The sequence below is a fragment of the Bacteroidota bacterium genome (assembly GCA_016713925.1).
In the GTDB taxonomy this organism is placed as follows: Bacteria; Bacteroidota; Bacteroidia; order AKYH767-A; family OLB10; genus JAJTFW01.
This window is the reverse complement of sequence record JADJOH010000007.1, coordinates 121,529-145,482: the sequence shown is the minus strand read 5'-3', so window position 1 is coordinate 145,482 and position 23,954 is coordinate 121,529. Positions and strand designations below refer to the sequence as shown.

The following is a 23,954-nucleotide window of genomic DNA, read 5'->3' as shown; positions in this document are numbered from 1 at the left end:
GGAATACTTTAAGCCCACCTGAATCTCAAATAATTGATTTTCAAACCCTCCTGCAAGAATTTCTTTTCATAAGTGGTTTGAATAGATAAATTAAATCCTTCCGGAGTATTTCCATAGAGATCATTAGTGCAAGCTTCCATGGTGCCCTTCTCGCCCGATAACATCTCTAATGTATACTCAAATAAGCCATAGTTATCCGTTTTCAAATGAAAAACACCATCATCACCGGATAAAAATCTATAAAGTTGCAGGAACTTAGGATTGGTTAATCGACGGTTTTCTCTTGAGAGCTGGGGTTGAGGGTCGGGAAAAGTGACCCAAACTTCCTTTACTTCTCCGGGGGCAAAGAACTCCTTCAGCCATTCCACATGCACTCTCAAAAAAGCACCATTCAGGATGTGTTCTTCATTTATTGTTTTCGCTCCTCTCCAAATCCTGGCTCCTTTGATATCAATTCCTATAAAATTCAGTTCCGGGTAATTCCGGGCTAACTCTACTGTATACTCTCCTCTTCCGCACCCCACTTCGAGAACAATAGGATGTCTATTTTGAAATACCTTTTCCTTCCAATTTCCTCTTAATCCATGATCCGTATGCACCAATGGAAATGGAAACTGAAAGGTGCGTTCAAATCCTTTTAACTCCTCGAATCGCTGTAATTTACGTTTTGTCATAATGGCCGCACAAAATTAAAAAGCAAAGTCAAGATACAAAGGGTTAATTTTGGATCGTGTCAGGAAAGCAACCGCATATTCTATATACTGTCTTGAACTGGGGACTCGGGCATGCAACGCGAAGTATTCCCGTTATAAATGAATTCCTGCGGCAGAACGTTAAAGTGAGTCTGGCGGGAGAAGGTGATTCCATGTTTTTACTTCGTTCCGAATTTCCTACTCTGGACCATTATGAAATCAAAGGGGTGGATGTCCGGTATCCGAGAAACATGCCGCTCGCATTGGCCATGCTGCTGCAATCATTTAAAATTAATAAAGCCATAAATAGTGAACATCAGCAATTCACGGAGTTGGCAAAAAAGATTAAACCCGATGCCATTATCAGCGACAACCGATATGGTGCTTATACGGATGGTATTCCCTCTGTACTCATCTGTCATCAGCTACAATTAAAGGCTCCAACACCATTTCGTTTTATGGAACCTCTCCTTTTTCGCTTCAACCGCATTTTCCTTCGGCCATTCTCTGAAATATGGGTACCTGATATGGAAGGCAGCGAAAATCTTACCGGTGATCTTTCACATTCCTCCACCACACTTCGCACCCTACAACCAGAATTTATTGGTCCATTATCCAGGTTGAAGGATGCAACTATTTCGGATACGCAAAAGCGTTATGACATCTTTGTCACCTTCTCCGGACCGGAACCCCAGCGCAGTATTTTTGAAGAACAACTTTTACTTCAGCTAAAGGATCTGCCCTATTCAGTGTTGATGGTTACCGGTCAACCGCAGAAAAATTCCGGTCGAACAATAGGTAACGTTGATCTGGTACCTCATCTCACACCCGGCGAATTGAAATTCCATTTTATAAATAGCAACTACATTGTATGCAGAGCAGGACATTCTACATTGATGGATCTTTGTGCGTTCAAACGCAGTGCAATGGTTATACCAACACCCGGACAAACAGAACAGGAATACTTGGCTGGGATGCATGCTCAAGCGGGAAATCTGGTAACATTTGCTCAAAACAAAATGGATATCGCTTCCGGAATTAAAAACCTCGATCGTTGCAAGCCTTTAAACCTGCCTGTAAATGAGCTCATTGCACCAAGAATTACCCGATTTCTAAAGTCGCTGAATTCTTAAGTTGTTTTATTTACTTTCGCCCTGTCAATTGGTTTTCCGTTTCGCGACGGAAATGAAAAGGGAATGCCGTGCAATCCGGCAACAGTCCCCGCTGCTGTAAACAGGTTTACATTATTAATGATGTAAACAGAGAGGCAAAGCCACTTTCCGCATTCGTCGGAGGGAAGGCGCCACTGCTACTGTGAGTCAGAAGACCTGCCAAATGACCAACCATGAAGAAACCTTCGGAGGAAAGGCGGCATGAATCAGTTTAGAGCTGATGGGTATAACCTATTGCTCTTTCTTATGCGAATTTTTCTTCATGGCAGATTGTTTTTAAACCTATCATGTTATGAAAAATAAACTATCAACGCTTCTGTTTTGCCTTTCGGCTCTCTCTTTTGCTTCTTGTGAAAAAGAAAAAGACGAAGCATCATCACCTCTCCCCGATAACTTAAACGGAGTATTCGTTATCAACGAAGGCGCCTTCCTCGACGGAAATGCATCGGTATCGTTCTTCTCTTCAGATTCTGCTTACAGCACCTCTGATATCTTTGAAGCTGCCAATGGATTTCCTGTTGGTGATGTTTTACAATCCATGACTATCTTTAATAACCGCGCCTTTCTATGTGTGAATAATTCTCAGAAAGTGGAAGTGGTGTACATGGGAAATTTTAAAAAAACGGGGACTATATTTGGCGCAAACAGTCCTCGATTTTTTTGCGGATGGAATGCGTCCCGGGGATTTATTAGCGACTGGAGTACGAATAAGGTATATCTTATCAATTTGAATTCACTAAGCATCATAGATAGTATCGCTTGTGGACAGGGGCCTGAACAAATGCTCATCGACAACAATAAGCTCTTTATATGCAATAGCGGAGGATTCACTGACGACAGCACGATTACAGTGGTGGATGTAAATACCCTTAACATTATCACTGAAATTCCTTGTGGAGTCAATCCCGCGTCTATATGTAAAGATGCGAACGGGAAGATATGGGTGATGTGCCGCGGAAGTCTTGGCAGTGATTTCACGCCCACACCCGATGATCCGGGTGGCAGATTACTCAAAATAGATCCTTCTTCTCTTAATATCGAACTTGCTATTTCATTTGTTTTTGATCAACATCCCTTAAAGCTAACAATGAATTCCGGCAAAGACACTTTATATTATCTGAAAGGGAGCAGTACTTATACCGGACAGGTTTTTAAAATGGGTATTAATGATATATATGATCCGGTTATACCTTTTATCGAAAGGGAAATGTATGCATTAGGCATTCATCCGGGCGGCACCATTTACACAGGGAAAGCAAGTTTCTCTTCGAACTCTCAAATGTATAGATTCGCCAACGACGGCACCTTGTTAGACTCTGCAGAAGTGGGTATCGGCCCCAACAGCTTTGTCTTTCATTGAAAACTTCCTGAATACTAAAGATCAGGCAAAATGACTTCTACTTATTTATTGATCAAAAGATCGGCAGAATAAATTCGATTGCTTTTATTATTTGCCCGGTCACGGATATAAAAATCAAATCGTCCGGCCTGACTCAATAGAACAAGAGCAGAAGTATAATCCATCCTGTAGGTAACGGTGGCTTCAATGCCTTTGCTGTTACCTGCAGGTTCGATGTACTGCATGCGCTGATTAAAACTCACCTGAACGCTATCAAAATAAAGCAGTGTGTCGCATGTTGGAGTCACTTCTGAAACCTGAATCCATAATTTCTTTGGACGATAAGTGGTGCCGGACTTTTCTTCATAAGCGATATAAAGATTAAAATTATCAGCACCGCAAGTATTGTCAAATTCGTTTTCCCGGAAGCCGATATCGCCATCTCCATCTACAAGACTAAACACAAAATCAACCGTGGTATCCTTACCGGAGGCATCCTGATAGAATAAAAAGCGCTCAAAAGTAATTTCAGGTATCGGGCTAAAATTCTCATCCTTCCCACAGGAGAAGAATAAAGTGCTAATGAGTAAAAGAAAGATGTATTTCAACGGTTTCATACTTACGAAATTACGAAAGAATTAACTGATTTTCCAAATGAATTCTATTTTGGCTGATAGATGAGCTCAGAGCGGTATGAAGGTTCTAATATTTCATTGGCAACTTCCTGTATATCCCGCGGCTGCATATCGCTGAAGCGCTTTTTAATCTCTTCCAGTGTAAACACCTTCCCCAGATTCAATTGACTTTTCGCCAGCGACAGCATTACACTAAGTCGATTTTCCTGAACCAATTCAATTTGACCGATCATTTGTTCCTTATACTGTCGAAACCGCGAAGGTGTTATTTTCTCCTTGCAAATTTTCCTCAGCTCCTTCTCTACCAACTCCCTGGTCTTGTTGAAATGCTTCGAATCCGTTGCAAAGTAAACGTGAAAAATCCCCGAATCGGTATATGTATGATAACCTGATTCTATGGTATACGTAAATCCATACTTTTCTCTGACATTCAGGTTCAGGCGGGAGTTCATGCCCGGTCCGCCGAGTATATTATTAAACAATACCAGACTAAACCTTCTGGGGTCTTTTAATCCAAAAGCAGGACGCCCCATCATATAATGCACCTGATTCACCGCCCGCTCTTGTATAATGGACTCCGGCTTGTACTTTTTAAATGAAATTCGATTCGTCGAACTCTTTTGGCCTTTATATTCTCCAAAGTACTGCTCCGCCAATGCCAGCAATTTTTTCTCCTCTATATTTCCGCTCACCGCAAAAACCATGGAAGAAGGGTTATAATGTGACCGGGTGTAATTCACCAGATCCTTCCGGTTAAAATTTCGCACCGACTCCTCTGTTCCAAGTATGGGATGACCCAAAGGATGACCTTTAAAAAGCTGTCCCTCAAAATCATCAAAAATCTGCTCATAGGGAGTATCCTGATAAGAACGGATTTCATCAATGATGACTTCTTTTTCTTTCTCCACTTCCTTTGGTGGATAAACGGAATGAAATACAATATCGGAAATCAACTCTAATGCCCTTTCAAAATGGCGATTCATCACCGAAGCGTGGACGCAGGTTTCTTCCTTGGTAGTATAGGCATTCAATTCGCCACCCACCACTTCCAGGCGGTTGAGGATATGAAACGACTTCCTTTTTTCAGTTCCTTTGAAAAGGGAGTGCTCGATAAAATGGGCCAAACCTTCTTTCCCGGCAGGCTCATCCCTGGTGCCCGCTTTCAGGAGGATACCACAATGAACGACCTGACTTTCTTTATGAAAAAGGTGCAAAACGCATAATCCGTTTTTCAAATAATAAATACCGGGTTTATCCATTCAGCAAACATAGTGCTTAAGCGGAAATCATAAAATGGTTGTTGATAGAAAAGATTCACTGTAAATGGAGAATAAATCAGCTCGTTAAATTGAAAACTTTGTCTAAATATGCAGGATAATTCAGAACAATTCGCCGTTGAAGTTGTTCTGAAAGATTATGCTAAAGAGATACGTTTACACTTTATTCATCCTTCTACTAATATTCACAGGTCGTTCATACGGACAGGAATCCCTGCTAAAAGGTCGTATTTTAAATGTTATCAATAACGAGCCGGTACCCTTTGCAACCGTTGTTCTTAAAGATGGAAAACAGGCTTTTCCGGTGAATGCCGATTCTGCCGGTTTCTATATGATCAGCGTTCCCCAGCCCGGCCTATTTAATCTGGAAGTGATCATGACCGGATTTAAATCTTATTACCAATTTGAAATTGAACTCACTCCCAAGAGAATCACGGAGATAAACATTCCCCTTGAAGAGGATCAAAAAACGCTTGGTGAAATCACTATTACAGCACAACCCTTCATCCGCAAGGAAGAAAGTCCATTGTCAATGAGAAGCATTGGTGTTGCGGAGATCAAGAGAAATCCTGGTGGTAACCGAGATATTTCGAAAGTACTGCAGTCACTACCCGGCGTGGCTTCTGTCCCCTCCTTTCGCAATGATTTAATAGTAAGAGGAGGCTCTCCCAACGAAAACCGATTCTTCCTGGATGGAATTGAAGTCCCTAACATCAATCATTTCGCCACGCAAGGTGCATCAGGTGGACCGGTAGGCTTACTTAATGTCGATTTTATCAATGAAGTGGATTTTTATTCGGGAGCTTTTCCGGCGAACAGGGGCAATGCGCTCAGCTCGGTCCTTGATCTTAAATTCAAGGATGGCAGAACGGATAAAGCCGGGCTTAACTTCACCTTAGGAGCCACAGATCTGGCAAGTACTTTCGATGGGCCTATCAGTAAGAACTCCACCCTCATTGCTTCCTACCGCCGGGCTTATCTTCAGTTCCTCTTCGCGGCTTTGGAACTGCCCTTCCTTCCTACTTATAATGACTTTCAGTTTAAATATAAAATCAAGCCGGACAACAAACAGGAATTCACCTTCCTGGGCCTGGGGGCTTACGATGTATTTGTACTCAATAAAAAAGCGAATAAAACGGAAGAGCAGCAATACTTACTGGGCAATCTTCCGGAAAACAATCAGTGGACGTATACCATAGGCGGCAGCTACAAGCGATACAGTGAAAACAGTTATATAACGGTAGTGCTTAGCCGCAATCATTTGAATAATCGTGCTCAAAAATATCAGAATAATGACGATGCAGTGAGCAGCAATAAAATCCTGGATTATACATCCGAAGAAATTGAAAATAAATTCCGTTTGGAAAGAACAACGCTAAAAAACGGTTGGAAGACCAATGCAGGTATCAGTGGAGAGCAATCCACCTACACCAATAGCACCTTCAACCGAATTCCGAATGTGGGTACCGTCAACTATGCATCAGAAATTAATTTCATCAAATACGGCGCATTCGGACAAATCAGCAAAACTTTACCGGGTATGGGACTTGTTATCTCTTTGGGCGGCCGACTCGATGCCAATACCTTCGGCGAGAAAATGAAGAATCCTGCAGATCAGTTTTCGCCCCGCCTCTCCCTCTCAAAAACAATTACCGAACGCCTTACTTTCAATGCGAACAGTGGCATCTACTATCAACTGCCGGCCTATACTATTCTAGGCTTCAGAGATAACGACAACATGCTTGTGAATAAAGGGGTGAAGTACATCCGTTCTACACATTTTGTAGCCGGATTTGAATACCAGAACAAGAAGAATTCAAAATATACAATCGAAGGTTTTTATAAGCGCTATGCCAACTATCCCTTTGGACTCAGCGATTCCATCAGTATTGCGAATCAGGGCAGCGACTTTGGCGTAATCGGTGATGAACCGGTAGATTCCAGATCGGAGGGCAGATCCTATGGCGTAGAATTTCTATTCCAGCAAAAACTTTACAAAGGCATTTATGGATTACTCTCCTACACCTTTGTAAACAGTGAATTCACGAACCTCACCAAAGATTTTACTCCATCCAGTTGGGACTACAGGCATATTATTAGCCTGACTGCCGGTAAAACATTTAAGAAAAACTGGGAGGCGGGTATTCGTTTCCGTTATAACAGCGGAAGCCCCTTTACTCCGTTTGACGTTAGCACCTCATCTCTCAGAGAAAATTGGGATATCAGCGGACAGGGTATTAATCCGAGTCGCTATCTGGTGAAGGAACTGGATAATACCAGTGGCAGTATTATACCGAGCATTGGAATTATTGTCTCCTTGTAGTGTTCTATTGCGGTACGATTACAATCGGACCACTGGTGACCACATTGCTTTTGTTCCCTGCCCGGTCTATCACATACAAAGAAAAGGTTGCGGACTCTTGTGACAACGAGGTATCAGTTCTTGCAATGGTGTTCAGTACAACATTTAAATTTCCCTCAATGGCAACAGCTGAACCTGTCGGTGCCAATTGCTGTATTCGATAGCTGTATTCAATACCAATGCGGTTATCTTTTAGAAAAAGGTTCTTCACCGCAGGGTCATTATCGCCCAGGTCACCGTTATTATCTCTATAATAGATGGTGAACACCACTGAGTCGCTGAACTCCACGGCCGTTGTAGGAGTCACCGCCTTCAACTCAATCACCGGATCCGGATTTGCAAAAGGATCATCGTCTTCCTTGCCACAGGCGGCGAACAGTACAACAGTACTCATCCATACAAACAGGCAGCAACCCTTCAAAATTTTTGAATTATTTCTACAGCCTTCCATTCTAAAAATTTTCTTCATTGAATAATAAAGGAATAATACGTTTTAAAATAATCCAGTGAACTGCTCTTCGGAAACTCTGCGGGGCTACTCTGAAAACCATCATTCACATATATTCTGAAATAGACTGTAGTCCCTGCTGTCCAGACTGCGGTGTTCACAGTACATTGCCAAACCGCGAAAGGTATCGGCGAGAACCACGTCGCATTCATAGTCAGGGCAGATGAAAAATCATCCTTATTGGTAGAGAGACGCACCTGACTCAGGGTGAAATTAGCAGGATCGGTTGCGGCAACACCGTCCGCAGTATCCAGGGCGACAATGGGCAAATAAAAAATTGAATTCGCAGGAACTATAAATGAGTTAAATGGAATCCCGCCCACCCGTACCGTATCGATTCTCACAAACTGCTGATCGGTAGCAATGAAACCAACAATATTTGGAGGAAGATTTGGTTTCTGAGGAAGGTTACCATTGATATCGGGACAGCTATCCAATAGCCATTCTCTGATATTATCAATATCGCTATTCGGTAACCTGACACCGTTAGACGGCATATAATCGCTGGTTGATGTCAGCAATCGCTCCATCAGAAATGAATTGTTCACATCACCCGGCAGGACGCGGTAATTGAAAAAGCTAATCGAATCCAATGTGGTTTTATTGACGCCCATAAACACGAGGGTGCTGTACGTACTTTGCACCGTTCTGAAATCGGGTTCAAATGTCCCGTCATGACAACCGGGATTCGCACACTTTGGAAAAAAAATATTTTTATGCAAACCGGTGATGGATGCCGGGTCAGGAACGGTATCATTTTCGTTGCCTGAACTATAATCCACCGCGTCGTAAGGGTTCACCGGCGTCTCCTCTTTTTTACAGGCGCTCATCCACCCCATTAGCAACAAGAGTGAACAGCCGTAAATGAGTTTTCGGTGTAGAATATTACACAAGAAGGATGTCCTATCTGCCATTCGTGTTTTTAATAAAATGCCTGTGCAAGATCGCATTGATTATAGCTTTTCAATCCGGCACTACCGGGAATATTATTATCGAACCCAAGCATATTTGCAATTACGGGAACAATTTCTGTACTTTCTCCTTCCACACTATTGACCACAACACCTTGCTTCACTACAGTAGGAGGACCCACAATCAGGCAAAATATTTCTCTGGCCATCTGATCTCCACTTGTACCATCTGTAGGAGCCGTATGATCTAAAGCCAGTCGACCGTAAGCATCCACTGAAGTATTCGGGCTAAAATTTCTTCCATGTTCAGGAGCTATAACCAGCACGGTATCGTTGGCCATTCCCGGCGTACTTTGAATGATGCTCCAAAGATGTGCTGCGGCCCAATCTGCTTTGCGAAGATTATTTGCATACTGACTGAAATCAAAATGACCGATATCAACATCCTGCATATTTACTACCAGCAACTCCGGCTTAAACTGCTGAATGATTTCTTCTGCAAACATGACATTGTACATATCATTGTTCATCGATGTGCCCACTCCCCAGGGATTGATATATTGTCCGGATTGTGCCTTCCCATAGAGATCACTGATAAATTGCTGCAACTGCTGCGCTTCATTTTCGGTATTCACAATTCCCTGACCGGAATCCGTATAACTTTTATTAAAAACACCATTGGCAAACTTCCGGATATTCCTGATGGCAGCAGCTTCAGCAGTACTAAATGAAGAGGGGTCACCGAGTGTATCGAAACCATCCTGACTGATCAGGAAATTAGGAGATATGAAATTTGCACCATAAGCAGGACCATACCCCGGATCACTGCTATAATTCAATGCAGGATAAGGACCGAGGGTATTCGCTACCCACCAACTGTTCAAGGCAGTTTGTTGCGGACTATTGTGTTTTCTGTAATACTCAAAAACTGTGGGGTTCCGTGGGGCTTCACGTATATTGAGATCAGTACTTACATATTGACCGGTGACCGCGACCGTATGCCCGTTGTAATGACCGGTTGGTCCTTGCTTATAGCGAAACTGACGGAAGAGCGTCCCATAATTTTGCAAGGGTTGAGAGAGCGGTCCGGGAGGCAGGAAATCAATTGCCGGTAAAATATCAGGTGAGATGGTTCCACCGCCGCTGAGCATATTCGGCATGAGGTTTCCATCATTGAACTGAACGGATTCCAGATTCCTTACTCCTCCGGCGAACAATAAAAACACCACATGGTTCACTTTACGTAACCCACTGGAGGCAAACAATCGTCCACCGGGCAGGAGATACGGCGCTGCGAAAGCCCCTGCTGCTGCCAAACCGGCCTTACGTATGAAATGTCTTCTATTCATCTTTTCTGCTCTGGTTGCTAATAATAACGATACTCATCTGCACTCATCAACGCATACCAGATCACCGTTGCGGATATCGCAGTGTTCAATCTGATTTGCTCCTTCATATAATATTGCTCAAAAGCATCCGGACTCCGGTTATACAATTTCTTATACGTATTCTGAATAAATTTTAACGTATCTCCATTCACGTTAGTAGCGGACGGCACCTGAATTCCGGGCTTATTCAGAAGATTCAGCAGAATACGGTCTTCGATAAGCTTCTTATCTCCAAAGGAACTGTAAACAGTATTTAGCTTTACAAGTTCCTGCTGAGGAATTTGCGTGCCGAATAAATCAGCCCAGGCTATCGTCACGAACTCCACTGTACTTTTTGCATTATTCTTTGTACTTCCACCCTGTTGAACGTTCACCGGATTTACCTCATATATATAATCCTTCTCCTTTTCGCAGGAGGTCAACAAGAGCACCAGCAACAGCGGTGTAAAGAGATTTGTGATTTGGAATGCTTTCATCATTAACATCAATTAATCAACACCGGCAAACTCATCCGTTGCCAGAATATCTTTTTGAACGGATTCAAAATCGAGGGTATTTCTGTATTTAAGCGCGGCCACACTCATCTCTATGGACGAAGGCGACCGAAGCAGATAATCTTTATAGATTCTGATCACCGCACCTTCAAAATAATCATCTGAATCAAACAAAATCGAAAGATAGTCATTCCGGGAAGCACCCGCCTGTAAGAAGAGAATTGCATTATTTCCATTAACCATACTGACTCCATTTGACTGTTCATCCAGCGTGGGATTTCTATCCAGAAAATGCTGAAACGAAGAAATAACGAAATTATCGGAACCCATATTTATCTGATCATAAAAATAATTGTTGATCATCTTTGACTGCAGTTGACGTATGTTGATTACACCATTTGCATATTCATGAGCAGCGGATTGTATTTCTTCTAACCGGTCTACTTCGATTTGCAAACCCGGCCACAATGCCTGATAGGTGGAATCCGCCAGGAAAAAATTGAAGATAAATATCTGAATCGTGATATCCGCCGTATCAATATTATTCAACAATTCAATTCTATTCTTGTTGAACTGCCGCCAGGGGTAATCGGGAGATGAAAACACCTCATCTAAAAAAGCATACCTGCTTGGGCTATCCAACAATCCGGCTGTCAACAGCGTAACAGCATCATTAAATTCCGATGAATCCGGTTCTCGCCCTAAAACGAGAATATAGGTGCGATTGACATAGTCCTCATAGACATCTATTTCAATACTTGTGTCCGGAGGTGCAGTATTTCCTCTGATGGTTTCCAACTCTGATTTCTTGCAGGAAAACTGAGTCAGAACCATAAGAATAATCACCACTACTATAAGAATTCTATTCATCTTCACTCAAATATATTCAGATCAATTCAAATAAACGCAATAATTCCGGAATATTTTACACATGAAAAGTTTGATTTCATTTCTTCATCTTCACTTTCATTCCCCATCGCCCCGGGCTCGCCACTACTCCTCTTACCCATGACAAGCTAAAGCATATGAAACATACATGCCGGCGAGGATATCCCGCAACTATGCACCCATAGATCCAGCTATCAATTTACATTCTATGACCTGTCGTTGATTGAATTCAAGTGCCAATTTCTTATAGTTCATAAGGTCTATGATAGTTCCTACAAAGCAAACACCGGCAGTAAAGAAAAACAAAACGCCCATGCCTATCTGACCTACTAAAAACCGATGTACGCCCGCGACACCAACAAATCCCAACAAAGCGCATATCAAAATGGTCTGAGGATCCTTCCTCCTGCCTGAATACAAAAGGAAAAAATTCTTTTGTTGTTCTTCAGAAAGATCTTTAATAGCCTCCTGAGTAAAGAACAGTTCTTCAGATTCAATTCCCGGCAATGTCATTAAAAGATTGTTGTTCATTTTATAGTGATTAAGATTTGTGAGCGGAAGGAAGAAGACTGCTAATCGCTGCTGAGTATTTGCCATACTCCATTGTGATCAACTTTATTATTCGTGAAACCAATACGATTAATGCGAATAGTCCCAAAGGATGCGAACGAAAGGAACTCATCATTTCCCCATGCAACAGGAACGAAATAGCATGACCAATGCCACACCCCGGACACCAGGGCAAGCCTATGATTTTAAAAAAACAAAGACTAACATGCTGATCTTCGGGATTGATAAAAGCCAAATAGCAGATAGAAGATATCCATGCGATTAACTCAAAGGGCGCTTTGCTGATTCTCATTACAGGATAAAAGTAATCCAAGAAAATGAAATCACAAAAAAAATGGCATCCTCTCGAAGAAAATGCCATATGAATTGACTTAAATATAACTATCTGTTCATCTCAGCATAATACCTGAAGAAGAGTGGTATGGTCTCGATACCCTTTAAAAAATTAAAAACACCATAATGTTCATTTGGACTATGGATAAGGTCACTATCGAGTCCGAAACCCATCAGCACACTTTTTAATCCCAATTCCTTTTCAAAAAGAGCAACGATAGGAATACTTCCACCACCGCGGGTCGGAATTGGTTTTTTACCAAACGTTTGCTCCATAGCTTTGCTGGCAGCTTTATAGGCAATTGAATCAGTTGGTGTCACTACAGGCTCTCCGCCATGATGCGGCTTCACCTCTACTTTTACGCCTGCCGGAGCAATGCTTTTGAAATAATCAGAGAACAATTGCGTAATTTTTTCAGAAGTCTGGTTAGGCACCAAACGCATAGAACACTTGGCAAAAGCTTTTGAAGGAAGAACTGTCTTCGCGCCTTCACCCGTATAACCTCCCCAAATACCATTCAGTTCAAAAGTAGGACGAACACCGGTTCTCTCCAATGTTGTAAATCCTTTTTCACCAAGAACATCATTTATTCCAAGGTCGCTTTTATATTCATCGAGACTGAAAGGCGCTTTGTTTAACTCTTCTCTTTCTGCAGCAGACAGCTCGATCACATCATCATAAAAACCCGGAATGGTGATATGATTATTTTCATCCTTCATCTTTGCAATCATCTCACAAAGAATGGAAATGGGATTCGCTACTGCACCGCCGTAAACGCCCGAGTGCAAATCCCTGTTCGGACCGGTAACTTCCACTTCCACATAACTCAATCCGCGCAAACCAACATCGATACTCGGAATATCATTAGCGATGATGGATGTATCCGAAATCAGAATCACATCTCCCGTAAGTCTGCTTTTATTCTCCCGAATCCAGAGACCAAAATGCGCAGATCCTACCTCTTCTTCTCCTTCTATCATAAACTTCACATTGCAGGCTAAAGTATTTGTCTTCATCATGAGCTCGAAAGCCTTGATATGCATAAAAACCTGCCCTTTATCATCACAGGCACCCCGGGCATAAATCTTCTCCTCCTTCAGGACCGGTTCAAAAGGTGGCGAATCCCATAAATCCAGCGGATCCGGTGGCTGCACATCGTAATGACCGTAAACGAGCACGGTAGGCAACTTGCTGTCAATGATTTTCTCGCCGTAAACAATCGGGTGACCCGGCGTGGGACAAATCTCCACCTTGTCAGCACCTGCTGCTTCCAGGGCTTTTTTTAACATACTCGGCTGTTCTGACGACGTCTGCTTTGTATTTAGAGTCAGCACTAACTGATGGGATGCGCAATAACTCTATTAATTCAGAGATAAATCGCTCTTTATTTTGATCAATATAAGGTTGAATAATGTCCATAAAATGGGTAGTTTTGTTCTCGCAAAAGTAATGCATCCGGATTAGTCTGTTAAAGGTTTATTTCAATTCTACAAAAGAATATTTCCTGTGGCAAACTAATCCTGAATAAAGAATTCCAAATCAATTATTTCTAGTTTGAGATGAACATCCGCCTTCTGTGTTTAATGACTGTGCTGTTGCTGTCGTGCGAATATCTTTTCGCTCAGGCACCTCCTAATGATAATTGCGGCAACGCCAGTTTTGTTTATCTTGATCCTACCGGAAACACCTGTTTCAGTGACAATAACACAACAGGTACGGGAGATGGGATTTCAAATACCTGCGATGCGGCAGCCATCCCTCCTCTTCCTGCAGGTGGTCATGAAATTTGGTATTCTTATGTGGCCAGTGGAACGGTGAATACGATTTCAGTTTCTCCCTCCGGAGCAACTCCTGCAGAAAAATTATCTATAACGGTACTGACAGGCAATTGCTCAAGTCCGGGAGTGGTGAATGTTTGCAATACCGCAGCCACTACCTTCGATCCGGCATCTGTTGCCTTTACCGCTGCTGCAGGAACTCAAATTTGGTTTTATGTAACAGCTCTTGAAGATGATGGCGAATTTTTAGTGTGCATCAGCAGTACAAACGGGTTTATCAATCCGGCATTAACGTGTACCAATGCCTCTCCGATATGCAATACTTATGATTTTACCAGCCCGGGATCGGGTCAGCCCGGCACATCGCCGGTACCTTCCTGTTTTAATTCACCACCGGTCAGACCTTTTTGGTATAAATTCACTGTGGGCTATAACGGACCATTGGAATTTACAGGGTTTCCAACAAACATTGGCGGATTCAGATGGGCATTGTACGATATTACGCTGGGATGTCCGGGAACAGAGGTGGCTTGCAACTCTTTCTACGATCCATTTCTTCCTTTTGGGATGTCTTCTTTCGCGGTGAATTGCACGTCCAGCCCCGCCTGCCCTCCTATTAATGTCACTTCCGGAAATACATATGCCTTGATGCTGGATGATACGTCACAAAGTAATTCCGGATTTGATTTCAACTGGGGTACGGGTGTACTCTTGCTTCCAACAGCTAATTTTTCTGTAGATAGTTTGATAGCCTGCGGATCACTCACTGCAGATTTCACAGTAAGTGGCGCCTACAATGCCAGTACGAATTGGTCCTTCAATTTTGGAGATGGCTCCCCGGTGGCTACAGGTAACGGCACAAATCTGGTGATCCCATCTCATACTTATGGGCCGGGTACTTATCTTACAAGATTAACTTTAACTCAACCTACGGGATGTTCACATACCTTTAGCCGACAAATAGTAGTAAAACCTAAACCGATCGCCTCCTTTACTATTTCCGACGATAGTTTATGTTTTGACGGTACCAATCCGGTTTCAGCGGATTTCACAGCTAACAGTACCAGTTCGTTGCTCTTTTACGATTGGATATTCCCCAACAACAGTGGCGTTTTAATCAATGGATTCGGATTAGCGAATGCTACCTGGAATGTTTCGGGTAATATTCCTGTTGGTTTACAAATCACTGAAAACGGATGTGCTTCTGATACCATCACCGACACTTTACATATTATCGCTATTCCAACGGCTAATTTTTCATTGCCTGATACTGGATGTACCGGAGTGGATGTTAATGTGGTCTATTCGGGGAGTGCAGCGGCTACGGCTACATACGCCTGGACTTATGGTGGCGGAACGGTGACGACGCCGTCGAATACGCAATTTGACATCAGCTGGAATACTCCGGGCACCTATACTTTAAGTCTGGCAATAGAGGAGAACGGATGTCTCGGATTTTCTTATACAGATTCTATCCGCATCTTCAATACACCGATTGTCAACTTCAACGCACCGGTAAAGATCTGCCAGGGAGAAACGATCACTTTAACTCCGTTAGCCACGGGTGCGCCCATTGGATCTATCTATACATGGGATTTCGGTAATGCGACACTGTTGGGTGGAAATCCGGGTGATGGAAGCAGCGGCACTCTCCAATGGTCTGTTGCGGGAGCCACCTATGTCAGTGTGGCAGTACTGAGTCCGGAAGGATGCCTCTCGGCTGTAGATTCCACGCCACTCCTGGTAAACGCCTTGCCGGATGCCAACTTCACCATCAGTGACCATCAGCTTTGTGGTGATGATTCTACTGTTTTTACTTACACCGGTTTATCACCCGCCGCCACAACAAATTTCACTTTCGAATTCGGAGGCGCCAATATTCTGAACGCCTCTTCCACTCTACCGTGGGGGCCATTCCATCTGAATTACAATAGCGCAGGAACTTATCCCATTTATATCGTGGCAAACGACAATGTTTGCAATTCAGATACCATTCGGGATACGATCTTCGTGACGGATTACCCGATTTCGAATGCAGGTGCCAATCAACAGATTTGTGCCGGGCAAGGAATCGGAATCGGGACAACACCTACGGCAGGATACACGTATAGCTGGACACCGGCTCAATACCTCAGCGCCCCATTAGCATCCAACCCTATTGCTACCGTTCCCATTTTCGGTACTACAGATACGTTAGTTAAATTTATTGTCACCACTTCACAAGGATTCTGTTCTCTAAACGATACGATGGAACTCAGTGTAACCGCTGTCCAGCAGGCGTTCTTTCTACCTCCCGATCCACAGTGTTTTGAAGGCAACAGTTTTGATTTCGCTCCTTATTTTGGTGTTGTACCGGGGACTTCGCAGACATGGATCATTGCAGGTGATACCATTTCTTCTGCACAAGTTCAAAATTACTCCTTCCCTACAAGCGGACTTCAAACCATTTCATTGCAAACTCAAACCCCGGGCTGTCCCGATGATTTCTATTCCGCGTTTGTCATCATTAAGCCGAATCCGGTGGTAGCCATCGATGCAAATATTATCAGTGGTTGCGCCCCTCTGGATGTTACTTTCCAGGATCTTAGCCCGACAATTCCCGGCGCAACTCATCTCTGGACCTTTGGAGATGGAATTGTTTCCTTCCTGAACAACCCGGTGCATACCTATAGTAATCCCGGCACTTACCTTCCTACATTAACCTTGACGAGTGCCGACACTTGTTCTACAACTGACACTTTAAACACTCCTATTACTGTTTATCCCGCTTCCGATGCGACATTCCTGGCTCAGCCACTTATAGCAAGTAACCTGAACCCTGATTTTAATTTCGCTGCTGTTGTTGGAAGCACGGACTGTTATTTTGATTTTGGAGATGGAACAGGCGACAGCAGTTGTGTTGCCTCGCATTCTTACAACGATGTAGGCACTTATACCGTCACACTTTATACGACTAACGCGGGAGGTTGTAAAGATACTTTTAGTCTGACTGTAGAAGTAAGACCCAATTTCTCCCTATACATTCCCAACGCCTTCACACCAAATAACGACCAGAAAAACGATTTGTTCCAGGTTGTGGCAGAAGGGGTGCAGAATTTTGAAATACAGGTGTACAACCGTCGGGGACAAGTGGTATGGGAAAGCGACAATCTCATCGAATCCTGGAATGGCGAATACTTTAACGATGGAACAGAATGTCCTTCCGGCATCTATGTTTATGAAGCGAGCGCCCGTGATTTCAACAGAAAGAAATATAAATTCAGAGGTAGAATTACAATAATCCGATAACAAAAAAGGAGGATTCTGAAAAATTTGCATTTTTTTGAAAGTAATTGTTGGCAAAAAATTCATATCCTCTTTTTAAGAAGCGTTAAGATGATTCGCTCTACCACACACCGGAATTGGTAATCGTGTAAAAAAAAAACGCCGGTCCCTACAACCGACGTTCAAATCAACCTAATCAAATTTTTATTTTAACTGTATCGTAAAGGTATACCCGTTGATGGTTACCTGAGCCAATGCGTCGCGCTGACCATTTACATAACCATAATCAATGACACGGGTGTATTTACCTGATGGTGTAAATTCAAGCACTCCATCTGTAAAATGTTTGAATCCGATCTCTTTCTTCAAGGCTTCTGTGGTCACCATGGTATAGGTAGATCCGGCGCGGGTAGTTCCATTGGTAGAACCACTGATCAGATATACATCATCCAGCCAACCTAAAGTTCCTTCTCCCGCTATCCAAACACGTGTCCGTGTAGAGGTGAATGTACTGGTTCCACCACCGCCAAAATATTGCGGATCCCAAACAACTGAACCGTTAACGGTGACGGTATAACTTAGATTTCCGCTTGTATTACGACCGTTATTGGTCACAGTTTTAGTGCCCAGGATCTGATTGTAGTTGACAAAATAGTTATTGAATGTAATGGTTCTGACCGAGCCTGAATCTTTATAAGGTCCTGTCCAGCTCACGATAATTGCTCCACGTCGGTAGTTTCCATCTCCGCATAAACAATCACTCGGACCGAAATCTATTGTCAGAGTTTTCGGTGTCACAGTAGTATCAAATGTTATTGTAGCACAAGTTGTCATTACCTTCTCTGAAGAACCTCCATTTTGTATACGATAGGAGTCCAATGATCCATCATACGCTTCATCGGAAATACTCGCCACATCATTAAATGCTGCATCCGACATCGCATATTCTGCAACTGAAGCTGTATCGCTGTCAATAGATTCCTTCTCTTTCTTACAAGCACTCAAACTCAACGCGACGACACCCATCAATGCAAAGCCTGTTTTAATGTTTCTGTTCATGGAATATAATTTTTTAGTTTAACGATTAATATAAACCGGAGTTCCGGAATTGGTCTCTATGACATGCAAAAATCGGTAAGGTTTAATATTAATTCAGTTTAATTTTAAATAAATCTTTCAACGACATTAATAACATGAGGCAGAAAGTCCGCTTAAGAAATCCTCGAACGGAATTCAACTTTATAAATTGTGCCGGACGGAATTTTAATTTTTGTCTTCTTCTTTAATTCATAATGCCCTGTTAATAATTTAAATAAGTAGCATACGATTCATAAAAGATAAGGCGTTCCTTAGGTGTACTTTTGAAAGAATAGTATTCCCCGAACGCATGAAGAAGATATTTCATAAATTACTGATTGTTAGCTGCTTGCTGGTGTCAACCGGCTCATTCGCACAACTCACCGAAAATTTTACCGAAAAAGACAGGGACTATAAGATCGCCTGGGAATTATATGTGAAAGAAAAGTACAGTGCTGCGAAGAAAGTTTTTGAATCCTATCTGGCAGAGAATAAAGGCAGCGAGCACAATAAAATCAATGCTGAATTCTACGCTGCTGTGTGTTCGTATGAATTATTTAATCCGGATGCAGAGCAAAAATTGTTAATTTTTACAGAGAAACATTCTGAAAGCACGAAAGCTCCTCTCGCCTGGTTTTATCTGGGACGACAGTATTACAGAATCAAAAAATACACGAAAGCCCTCCCTGCTTTTGAAAAGGCGGATGTCTATTATTTATCGGGAGATGAAGTTCCGGAGTATTATTTTAAGACCGGCTATTGCTATTTCAACAAGGGAGAACTCGATAAGGCGGCGAAGAAGTTTCACGAGATTCTGAATGTGAAATCCAAATATCAGACCGCAGCACAGTACTATTATGGTCATATTGCTTATTCCAACAACAATTATAAAACAGCACTGGAGTATTTTGGGAAATTAGACTCTTCGGCCACTTTTGGTCCATTGGTACCGTACTATATTACACAGATGTATTTTGAGACGGGCAAGTACGATGACGTTATCAGCTATGCCGTTCCAGTCCTGCAGAACAAGAGTCCGCAAAACAATGCGGAGATCATGCGTATTGTAGCGGAATCTTATTACAGAAAAGGAGACTATAAAAACGCATTGGTCTATTTTGATGGTTACTCACAAGCTACGCCTACGCTTAGCCGCGATGACAGATACACCATTGCCTTTTGCGAATATAAAAACGCCGACTACAACAATGCCATTCAAAATTTTGAGAAAGTTACAGGGAAGCAGGACTCTCTCGATCAGAATGCATGGTATCACTTGGGTGATTGTTATTTAAAAACCGCCAACAAAACAGCAGCACGGAACGCCTTCCAGTTTGCATCAAAGCTGAATCACAATACTTCCATTCAGGAAAACGCCCTCTTCAACTACGCCAAGCTTTCGTATGAATTGAATCTTCCCGGTGGCTTAACGGCATTCAGCGACTTCCTCAAGAACTACCCCGATTCAAAAAATGCTGATGAGGCCAATGAGTTACTCGCTGAACTTTATCTCGGCACACGTAACTACAAAGATGCGCTCATCGCTCTTGACAATGTTAAAAACAAAACGACAAAGACGAAAGGAGCCTACCAGAAAGTAGCCTTCTTCAGAGGAATAGAGATGATGAATGATGGTGAGAACGATAAAGCCATCGGCATGTTTGAAAAAGCAATCATCAACGATATAGATCCGGACATCAGAGCAAAAGCCATTTATTGGAAAGCAGAAGTCTTATTTAAACAGGAAAAATTAGATCTGGCCATCAAGCAGTACCGGACCTTTATCTTCAATCCCGGCTCTGTCAATACGTCGATGTATAACCTGGGCAACTACAATTTAGGATACTGCTATTTTAAACTGAACAATTATCAGGAATCACAATCCTGGTTCAGAAAGTACATGGCCAAAAGAAATTCCGATGAAATCGCCATTTACCATGATGCCCTTCTTCGAACTGCCGATTGCCACTATGCGATGCGGGAATATGAATCTGCGCTGCGCTACTACAACGACGCGGTCACTGAAAAGGCAGCATCTTCCGATTATGCCCTCTTCCAGCGTGGTGTCATTCAGGGATTACAGGGAGATGCAGAGGAAAATCAAGGACGCTCACCAGTCTGTTGGGCAGCTATCCGAAATCACGATACCGTGCCGATGCCTTGTTTGAGCGGGGACGTGCTTATATGGCCAATGGCGACAGTGAAAAAGCAAAGGAGAACTTCAATCTCTTATTGAAAGAATTTCCGGGAAGCCAATATGCAAAACGGTCGCAGTTGAATATTGCTTTGGTATATTACAACAATAAACAGGATGAGCTGGCCCTGGCTCAGTTCAAGAAAGTCATTGGCACTTATCCCGGAACTCCGGAAGCTGCAGAGGCTTTGAATAGTGTGAAGAACATCTACATCTCCAATGGCAAGCCCGACGATTACTTTGCTTATGTCAAAAACATTCCCAATGCCAGCGTCAGTACCGGAGCACAGGATTCTATCACCTATGAAGCGGCTGAACAACGTTACCTCAAAGGGAATTTCGATGATGCGGCGCGCGACTTCGATAAATACCTGACTCAATTCCCCAACGGTGCCTATAAACTGAATGCCACTTTCTACAAGGCGGAATGTGATTTCAGAAATAAAAACTATTCCCAATCCCTAATAGGTTACGAAAATATCATTTCCGAACCTGCCAATATTTATACGGAGAAATCCCTCGCCAAAGCTGCTGCATTGCATTATAACGGCAAAGAATATACGAAAGCCATTACCTATTTCCTTCGTCTGGAAGCAACGGCTGAGTTAAGAGAAAACGTATTGGCTGCACAAACCGGATTGATGCGATCCTATTATTCTCAACCCAATTACAACGAAGCCATCGCTTACGCCAAAAAGCTCATCAACGGTGAAAAAGTTTCTAACGATATCGTCTCTGAAGCGCATCTCACCTATGGAAGGTCCGCGCTGCAACTCAACGATTTTGTTGGGGCTAAAAATGAATACACAGCACTTTCAAAACAATCGAGTCTGGCCGGAGCAGAAGCCAAATACCAACTCGCTTTTATCGATTATAAAATGGGCAACTTCAAAGCTTCGCAGAAGAAATGTTACGATGTCGCCAATCAGGTACCTTCTTATGATTTCTGGATAGGGAAAAGTTTCATATTGCTTGCAGACAATTACATCGCATTGGTGGACACCTTCCAGGCCAAAGCTACCCTACAGAGTATTCTCGAGAATTACGAAAAAGACCCTGCTGATCCCGAAGACATCAAGGCCATGGCGCAAGAAAAACTCGATGACCTGCTGCTCATAGAAATGAATCAAATGAAGAAGCCGGAAGAACAACCTGAACCCGAGACCGATTTAAACAAAGAAGAAAAATAGTACACTAAGCAACTGCATCTCACCCAATGAAAAATAACATCCCCTTCTATTTTCTTCTGCTCCTGCCCTCTATCGCTGCTTCACAAGGCGGCGGAACGAAGACGAACAATCTCGGCAATGAAGACATCAATGTAGTAAAGGAATATCAACCCGTGCTGAACGACGCTTTTAAAATCAATATCTATCCCGAAAGCGATACCAGCACCTTTCGTGATAAGCAATCGCTGAATTATTCACTGGAAGCACGTCCGATGAATTCGAATTACAATACTTCACCCATCAAGCCGGTGCGAATCAAAGACGATGCGATAAAAAAATTATATCATGGTTTTGTGAAAGCAGGCTATGGTCTGGAGAATATGCCCTTGCTGGATGTTTCCTTTAACAGCATCCGATCAAAAAACTTTGATGCGGGTGTTCGCTACAAACATCTTTCCACTTCCGGAAAAATCAAGGACTATGGCTTCCCCGGCAACAGCAATAACCACATCGACCTCTTCGGAACAAGATACTTCGAGAAATTCAAGTTAGGCGCGGACCTCATTTACAATCGTAACGTGGTTCATTTTTACGGATTCAAAACCCCACCTGAGCTCTTCTCCAAATCGGAAACGAAACATAGCATGAGTGATGTGGAAGGAAGTGTAAAACTGCAATCACTCGATGTGGATAAAGATAAATGGAGGTATCAGTCCGCATTATCGTTTTACAACTTCAGTGATAACCGCAAGGCTTCTGAGAACAACGCGGTATTTTCCATCGGCGGCAGTAAGCTGATGAACAATGCCACCTTCATCCTGAATGCTTCCGGTGAATTCGGAAAAATTGAACAGGAGAGTTTCAGTTTCAACAGAAGCATCATTCGCTTTCGTCCGCGGTTTAACATCACCCAGGATTTATTCAGCATCGATATCGGTGCCAACCTGGCATTAGAATCCAATAACAATAATAGCGACTACCGTTTATATCCCTATGTCAAAGCAGAATACCAGGTCATTAATGATGCGGTGAAAATATTCGCTGAACTCAGCGGCGACCTTATCCGTAACGACTTACGCAGCTTCAGCCGACAAAATCCCTTCTTCGGATCATCGGTTCCACTTGCAAACACCAATCAGCGGCTAGGCCTCAGCGGTGGTGCTTCAATAAAACTCGAACATGATTTAATGTTTACGGGAATTGTCAACTGGGCGAGACTTAAAAATCAACCTTTCTTCATCAATAATTTCGAGATCCCCACTACCTTCTCCGTGTATTATGATAAAGCCACCTTACTGCAACTCAAAGGATCTTTGGAATACAAGCAATCTGAAAAAATCGCGGCAGGCATCTCTGTCGAATACAACAATTACAATACCGATAAATTAAAAGAGCAACTCTATATTCCCTCTTTCCGCCTAGGCTTCAACAGCCACTATGCCATCGCTGAGAAAATTTTCATCAAAGCGGATCTCTTCTACAACAGCAACATTACCGGAATTGAATACACGTCTGTCAACTCCGTAGTCACCTCCGACTATAAAAACCTGAAAGGATGGATGGACGCCAACATCGGCATCGATTACCGCTACAGCAAAGTACTCTCCGCTTTTGTATCCTTAAATAATATCGGTTTCGCGCAATATTTCAGGTGGTATCAGTATCCGAGTTATCGCCTCCTTGGGCTAGCTGGAATCACTTACTCGTTCTGAAAATAACCCCATGGGGGTTACGAAATACGAATATTCCCTGAAGCGTGACAGGAAAGATGAGCGTACTCATCTTTCCTGTCTCTGCTTCAGGGATACGAATATACGAAATACGAATAGACGAAATCGCGAATAGACGAATGTACAAATTCGCGAATGAATCAGTGTACATCATAAAAAATCCGCGTATCCC

18 protein-coding genes, 1 pseudogene and 1 riboswitch are annotated in these 23,954 nt (G+C 42.8%); of the genes and pseudogenes, 7 read left to right on the top strand and 12 right to left on the bottom strand.

The features are described from left to right. Nucleotides 1-8 precede the first annotated feature (8 nt). Nucleotides 9-674: a tRNA (guanosine(46)-N7)-methyltransferase TrmB gene (gene trmB, locus IPJ86_08720; GenBank protein MBK7887372.1), complete on the bottom strand. Its 666-nt coding sequence runs from the start codon at nucleotides 672-674 to the stop codon at nucleotides 9-11. A 56-nt stretch (nucleotides 675-730) separates the two neighbouring features. Between trmB and IPJ86_08715 the strand changes: the two genes are divergently transcribed. Together IPJ86_08715 and IPJ86_08710 are read left to right on the top strand one after the other, a co-directional pair. After that, complete coding sequence (locus tag IPJ86_08715; protein MBK7887371.1) at nucleotides 731-1,825, top strand: glycosyltransferase; 1,095 nt, start codon at nucleotides 731-733, stop codon at nucleotides 1,823-1,825. A gap of 12 nt (nucleotides 1,826-1,837) precedes the next feature. After that, a riboswitch (cobalamin riboswitch) is annotated at nucleotides 1,838-2,043 on the top strand. A 113-nt stretch (nucleotides 2,044-2,156) separates the two neighbouring features. Then, entirely contained in the window at nucleotides 2,157-3,224 is a 1,068-nt protein-coding gene (locus IPJ86_08710; GenBank protein ID MBK7887370.1) for a hypothetical protein, read from the top strand. A 41-nt stretch (nucleotides 3,225-3,265) separates the two neighbouring features. Here the strand turns inward: IPJ86_08710 and IPJ86_08705 are convergent, their stop codons facing one another. Both IPJ86_08705 and IPJ86_08700 read right to left on the bottom strand, forming a co-directional pair. Next, nucleotides 3,266-3,820, bottom strand: a complete 555-nt coding sequence (locus IPJ86_08705; GenBank protein MBK7887369.1) for a hypothetical protein — start codon at nucleotides 3,818-3,820, stop codon at nucleotides 3,266-3,268. A gap of 44 nt (nucleotides 3,821-3,864) precedes the next feature. Next, nucleotides 3,865-5,097 carry an insulinase family protein gene (locus tag IPJ86_08700; GenBank protein MBK7887368.1) on the bottom strand — a complete coding sequence of 411 codons (1,233 nt, stop codon included), beginning with the start codon at nucleotides 5,095-5,097 and terminating at the stop codon, nucleotides 3,865-3,867. 157 nt (nucleotides 5,098-5,254) lie between these two features. On the opposite strand from IPJ86_08700, the gene IPJ86_08695 reads away from it, so the two are divergent. Next, nucleotides 5,255-7,438, top strand: coding sequence for a TonB-dependent receptor plug domain-containing protein (locus IPJ86_08695; protein MBK7887367.1), 2,184 nt, complete (start codon nucleotides 5,255-5,257; stop codon nucleotides 7,436-7,438). Between the two features lie 4 nt (nucleotides 7,439-7,442). Here the strand turns inward: IPJ86_08695 and IPJ86_08690 are convergent, their stop codons facing one another. The 8 genes and pseudogenes from IPJ86_08690 to IPJ86_08655 form a co-directional block, all read right to left on the bottom strand. Continuing rightward, nucleotides 7,443-7,946: a hypothetical protein gene (locus tag IPJ86_08690; GenBank protein MBK7887366.1), complete on the bottom strand. Its 504-nt coding sequence runs from the start codon at nucleotides 7,944-7,946 to the stop codon at nucleotides 7,443-7,445. Next, nucleotides 7,943-8,899 (bottom strand): hypothetical protein, encoded by a 957-nt coding sequence (locus IPJ86_08685; protein MBK7887365.1) that lies wholly within the window; start codon nucleotides 8,897-8,899, stop codon nucleotides 7,943-7,945. Before IPJ86_08685 ends, IPJ86_08690 begins: the two co-directional genes overlap by 4 nt. A gap of 8 nt (nucleotides 8,900-8,907) precedes the next feature. Further along, nucleotides 8,908-10,245 (bottom strand): hypothetical protein, encoded by a 1,338-nt coding sequence (locus IPJ86_08680; GenBank protein MBK7887364.1) that lies wholly within the window; start codon nucleotides 10,243-10,245, stop codon nucleotides 8,908-8,910. A gap of 17 nt (nucleotides 10,246-10,262) precedes the next feature. After that, nucleotides 10,263-10,763, bottom strand: coding sequence for a hypothetical protein (locus IPJ86_08675; protein ID MBK7887363.1), 501 nt, complete (start codon nucleotides 10,761-10,763; stop codon nucleotides 10,263-10,265). A 9-nt stretch (nucleotides 10,764-10,772) separates the two neighbouring features. Then, nucleotides 10,773-11,648 carry a hypothetical protein gene (locus IPJ86_08670; GenBank protein MBK7887362.1) on the bottom strand — a complete coding sequence of 292 codons (876 nt, stop codon included), beginning with the start codon at nucleotides 11,646-11,648 and terminating at the stop codon, nucleotides 10,773-10,775. 189 nt (nucleotides 11,649-11,837) lie between these two features. Continuing rightward, nucleotides 11,838-12,197, bottom strand: coding sequence for a TM2 domain-containing protein (locus tag IPJ86_08665; protein MBK7887361.1), 360 nt, complete (start codon nucleotides 12,195-12,197; stop codon nucleotides 11,838-11,840). Nucleotides 12,198-12,207: 10 nt separating this feature from the next. Then, the gene (locus tag IPJ86_08660; GenBank protein ID MBK7887360.1) at nucleotides 12,208-12,528 is read right to left on the bottom strand and encodes a DUF2752 domain-containing protein; all 321 of its coding nucleotides are present in this window, start codon (nucleotides 12,526-12,528) and stop codon (nucleotides 12,208-12,210) included. 89 nt (nucleotides 12,529-12,617) lie between these two features. Beyond that, nucleotides 12,618-13,989, bottom strand: a pseudogene (locus IPJ86_08655) (dipeptidase). Between the two features lie 140 nt (nucleotides 13,990-14,129). Here IPJ86_08655 and IPJ86_08650 point away from each other — a divergent pair. Then, nucleotides 14,130-17,636, top strand: coding sequence for a PKD domain-containing protein (locus IPJ86_08650; GenBank protein MBK7887359.1), 3,507 nt, complete (start codon nucleotides 14,130-14,132; stop codon nucleotides 17,634-17,636). 180 nt (nucleotides 17,637-17,816) lie between these two features. On the opposite strand, the gene IPJ86_08645 is transcribed toward IPJ86_08650, so the two are convergent. After that, the gene (locus IPJ86_08645) at nucleotides 17,817-18,671 is read right to left on the bottom strand and encodes a hypothetical protein (protein ID MBK7887358.1); all 855 of its coding nucleotides are present in this window, start codon (nucleotides 18,669-18,671) and stop codon (nucleotides 17,817-17,819) included. A 328-nt stretch (nucleotides 18,672-18,999) separates the two neighbouring features. Here IPJ86_08645 and IPJ86_08640 point away from each other — a divergent pair, with 328 nt between their 5' ends. From IPJ86_08640 to IPJ86_08630, 3 genes are read left to right on the top strand one after another with little or no spacing between them, the layout of a single operon-like run. Then, a complete protein-coding gene (locus IPJ86_08640) occupies nucleotides 19,000-20,925 on the top strand; it encodes a tetratricopeptide repeat protein (GenBank protein ID MBK7887357.1) in 1,926 nt (641 codons plus the stop codon). Then, nucleotides 20,811-22,073 (top strand): tetratricopeptide repeat protein, encoded by a 1,263-nt coding sequence (locus IPJ86_08635; protein MBK7887356.1) that lies wholly within the window; start codon nucleotides 20,811-20,813, stop codon nucleotides 22,071-22,073. Before IPJ86_08640 ends, IPJ86_08635 begins: the two co-directional genes overlap by 115 nt. Before the next feature lie 26 nt (nucleotides 22,074-22,099). After that, entirely contained in the window at nucleotides 22,100-23,764 is a 1,665-nt protein-coding gene (locus IPJ86_08630) for a hypothetical protein (GenBank protein MBK7887355.1), read from the top strand. The last annotated feature ends 190 nt before the right edge of the window (nucleotides 23,765-23,954 follow it).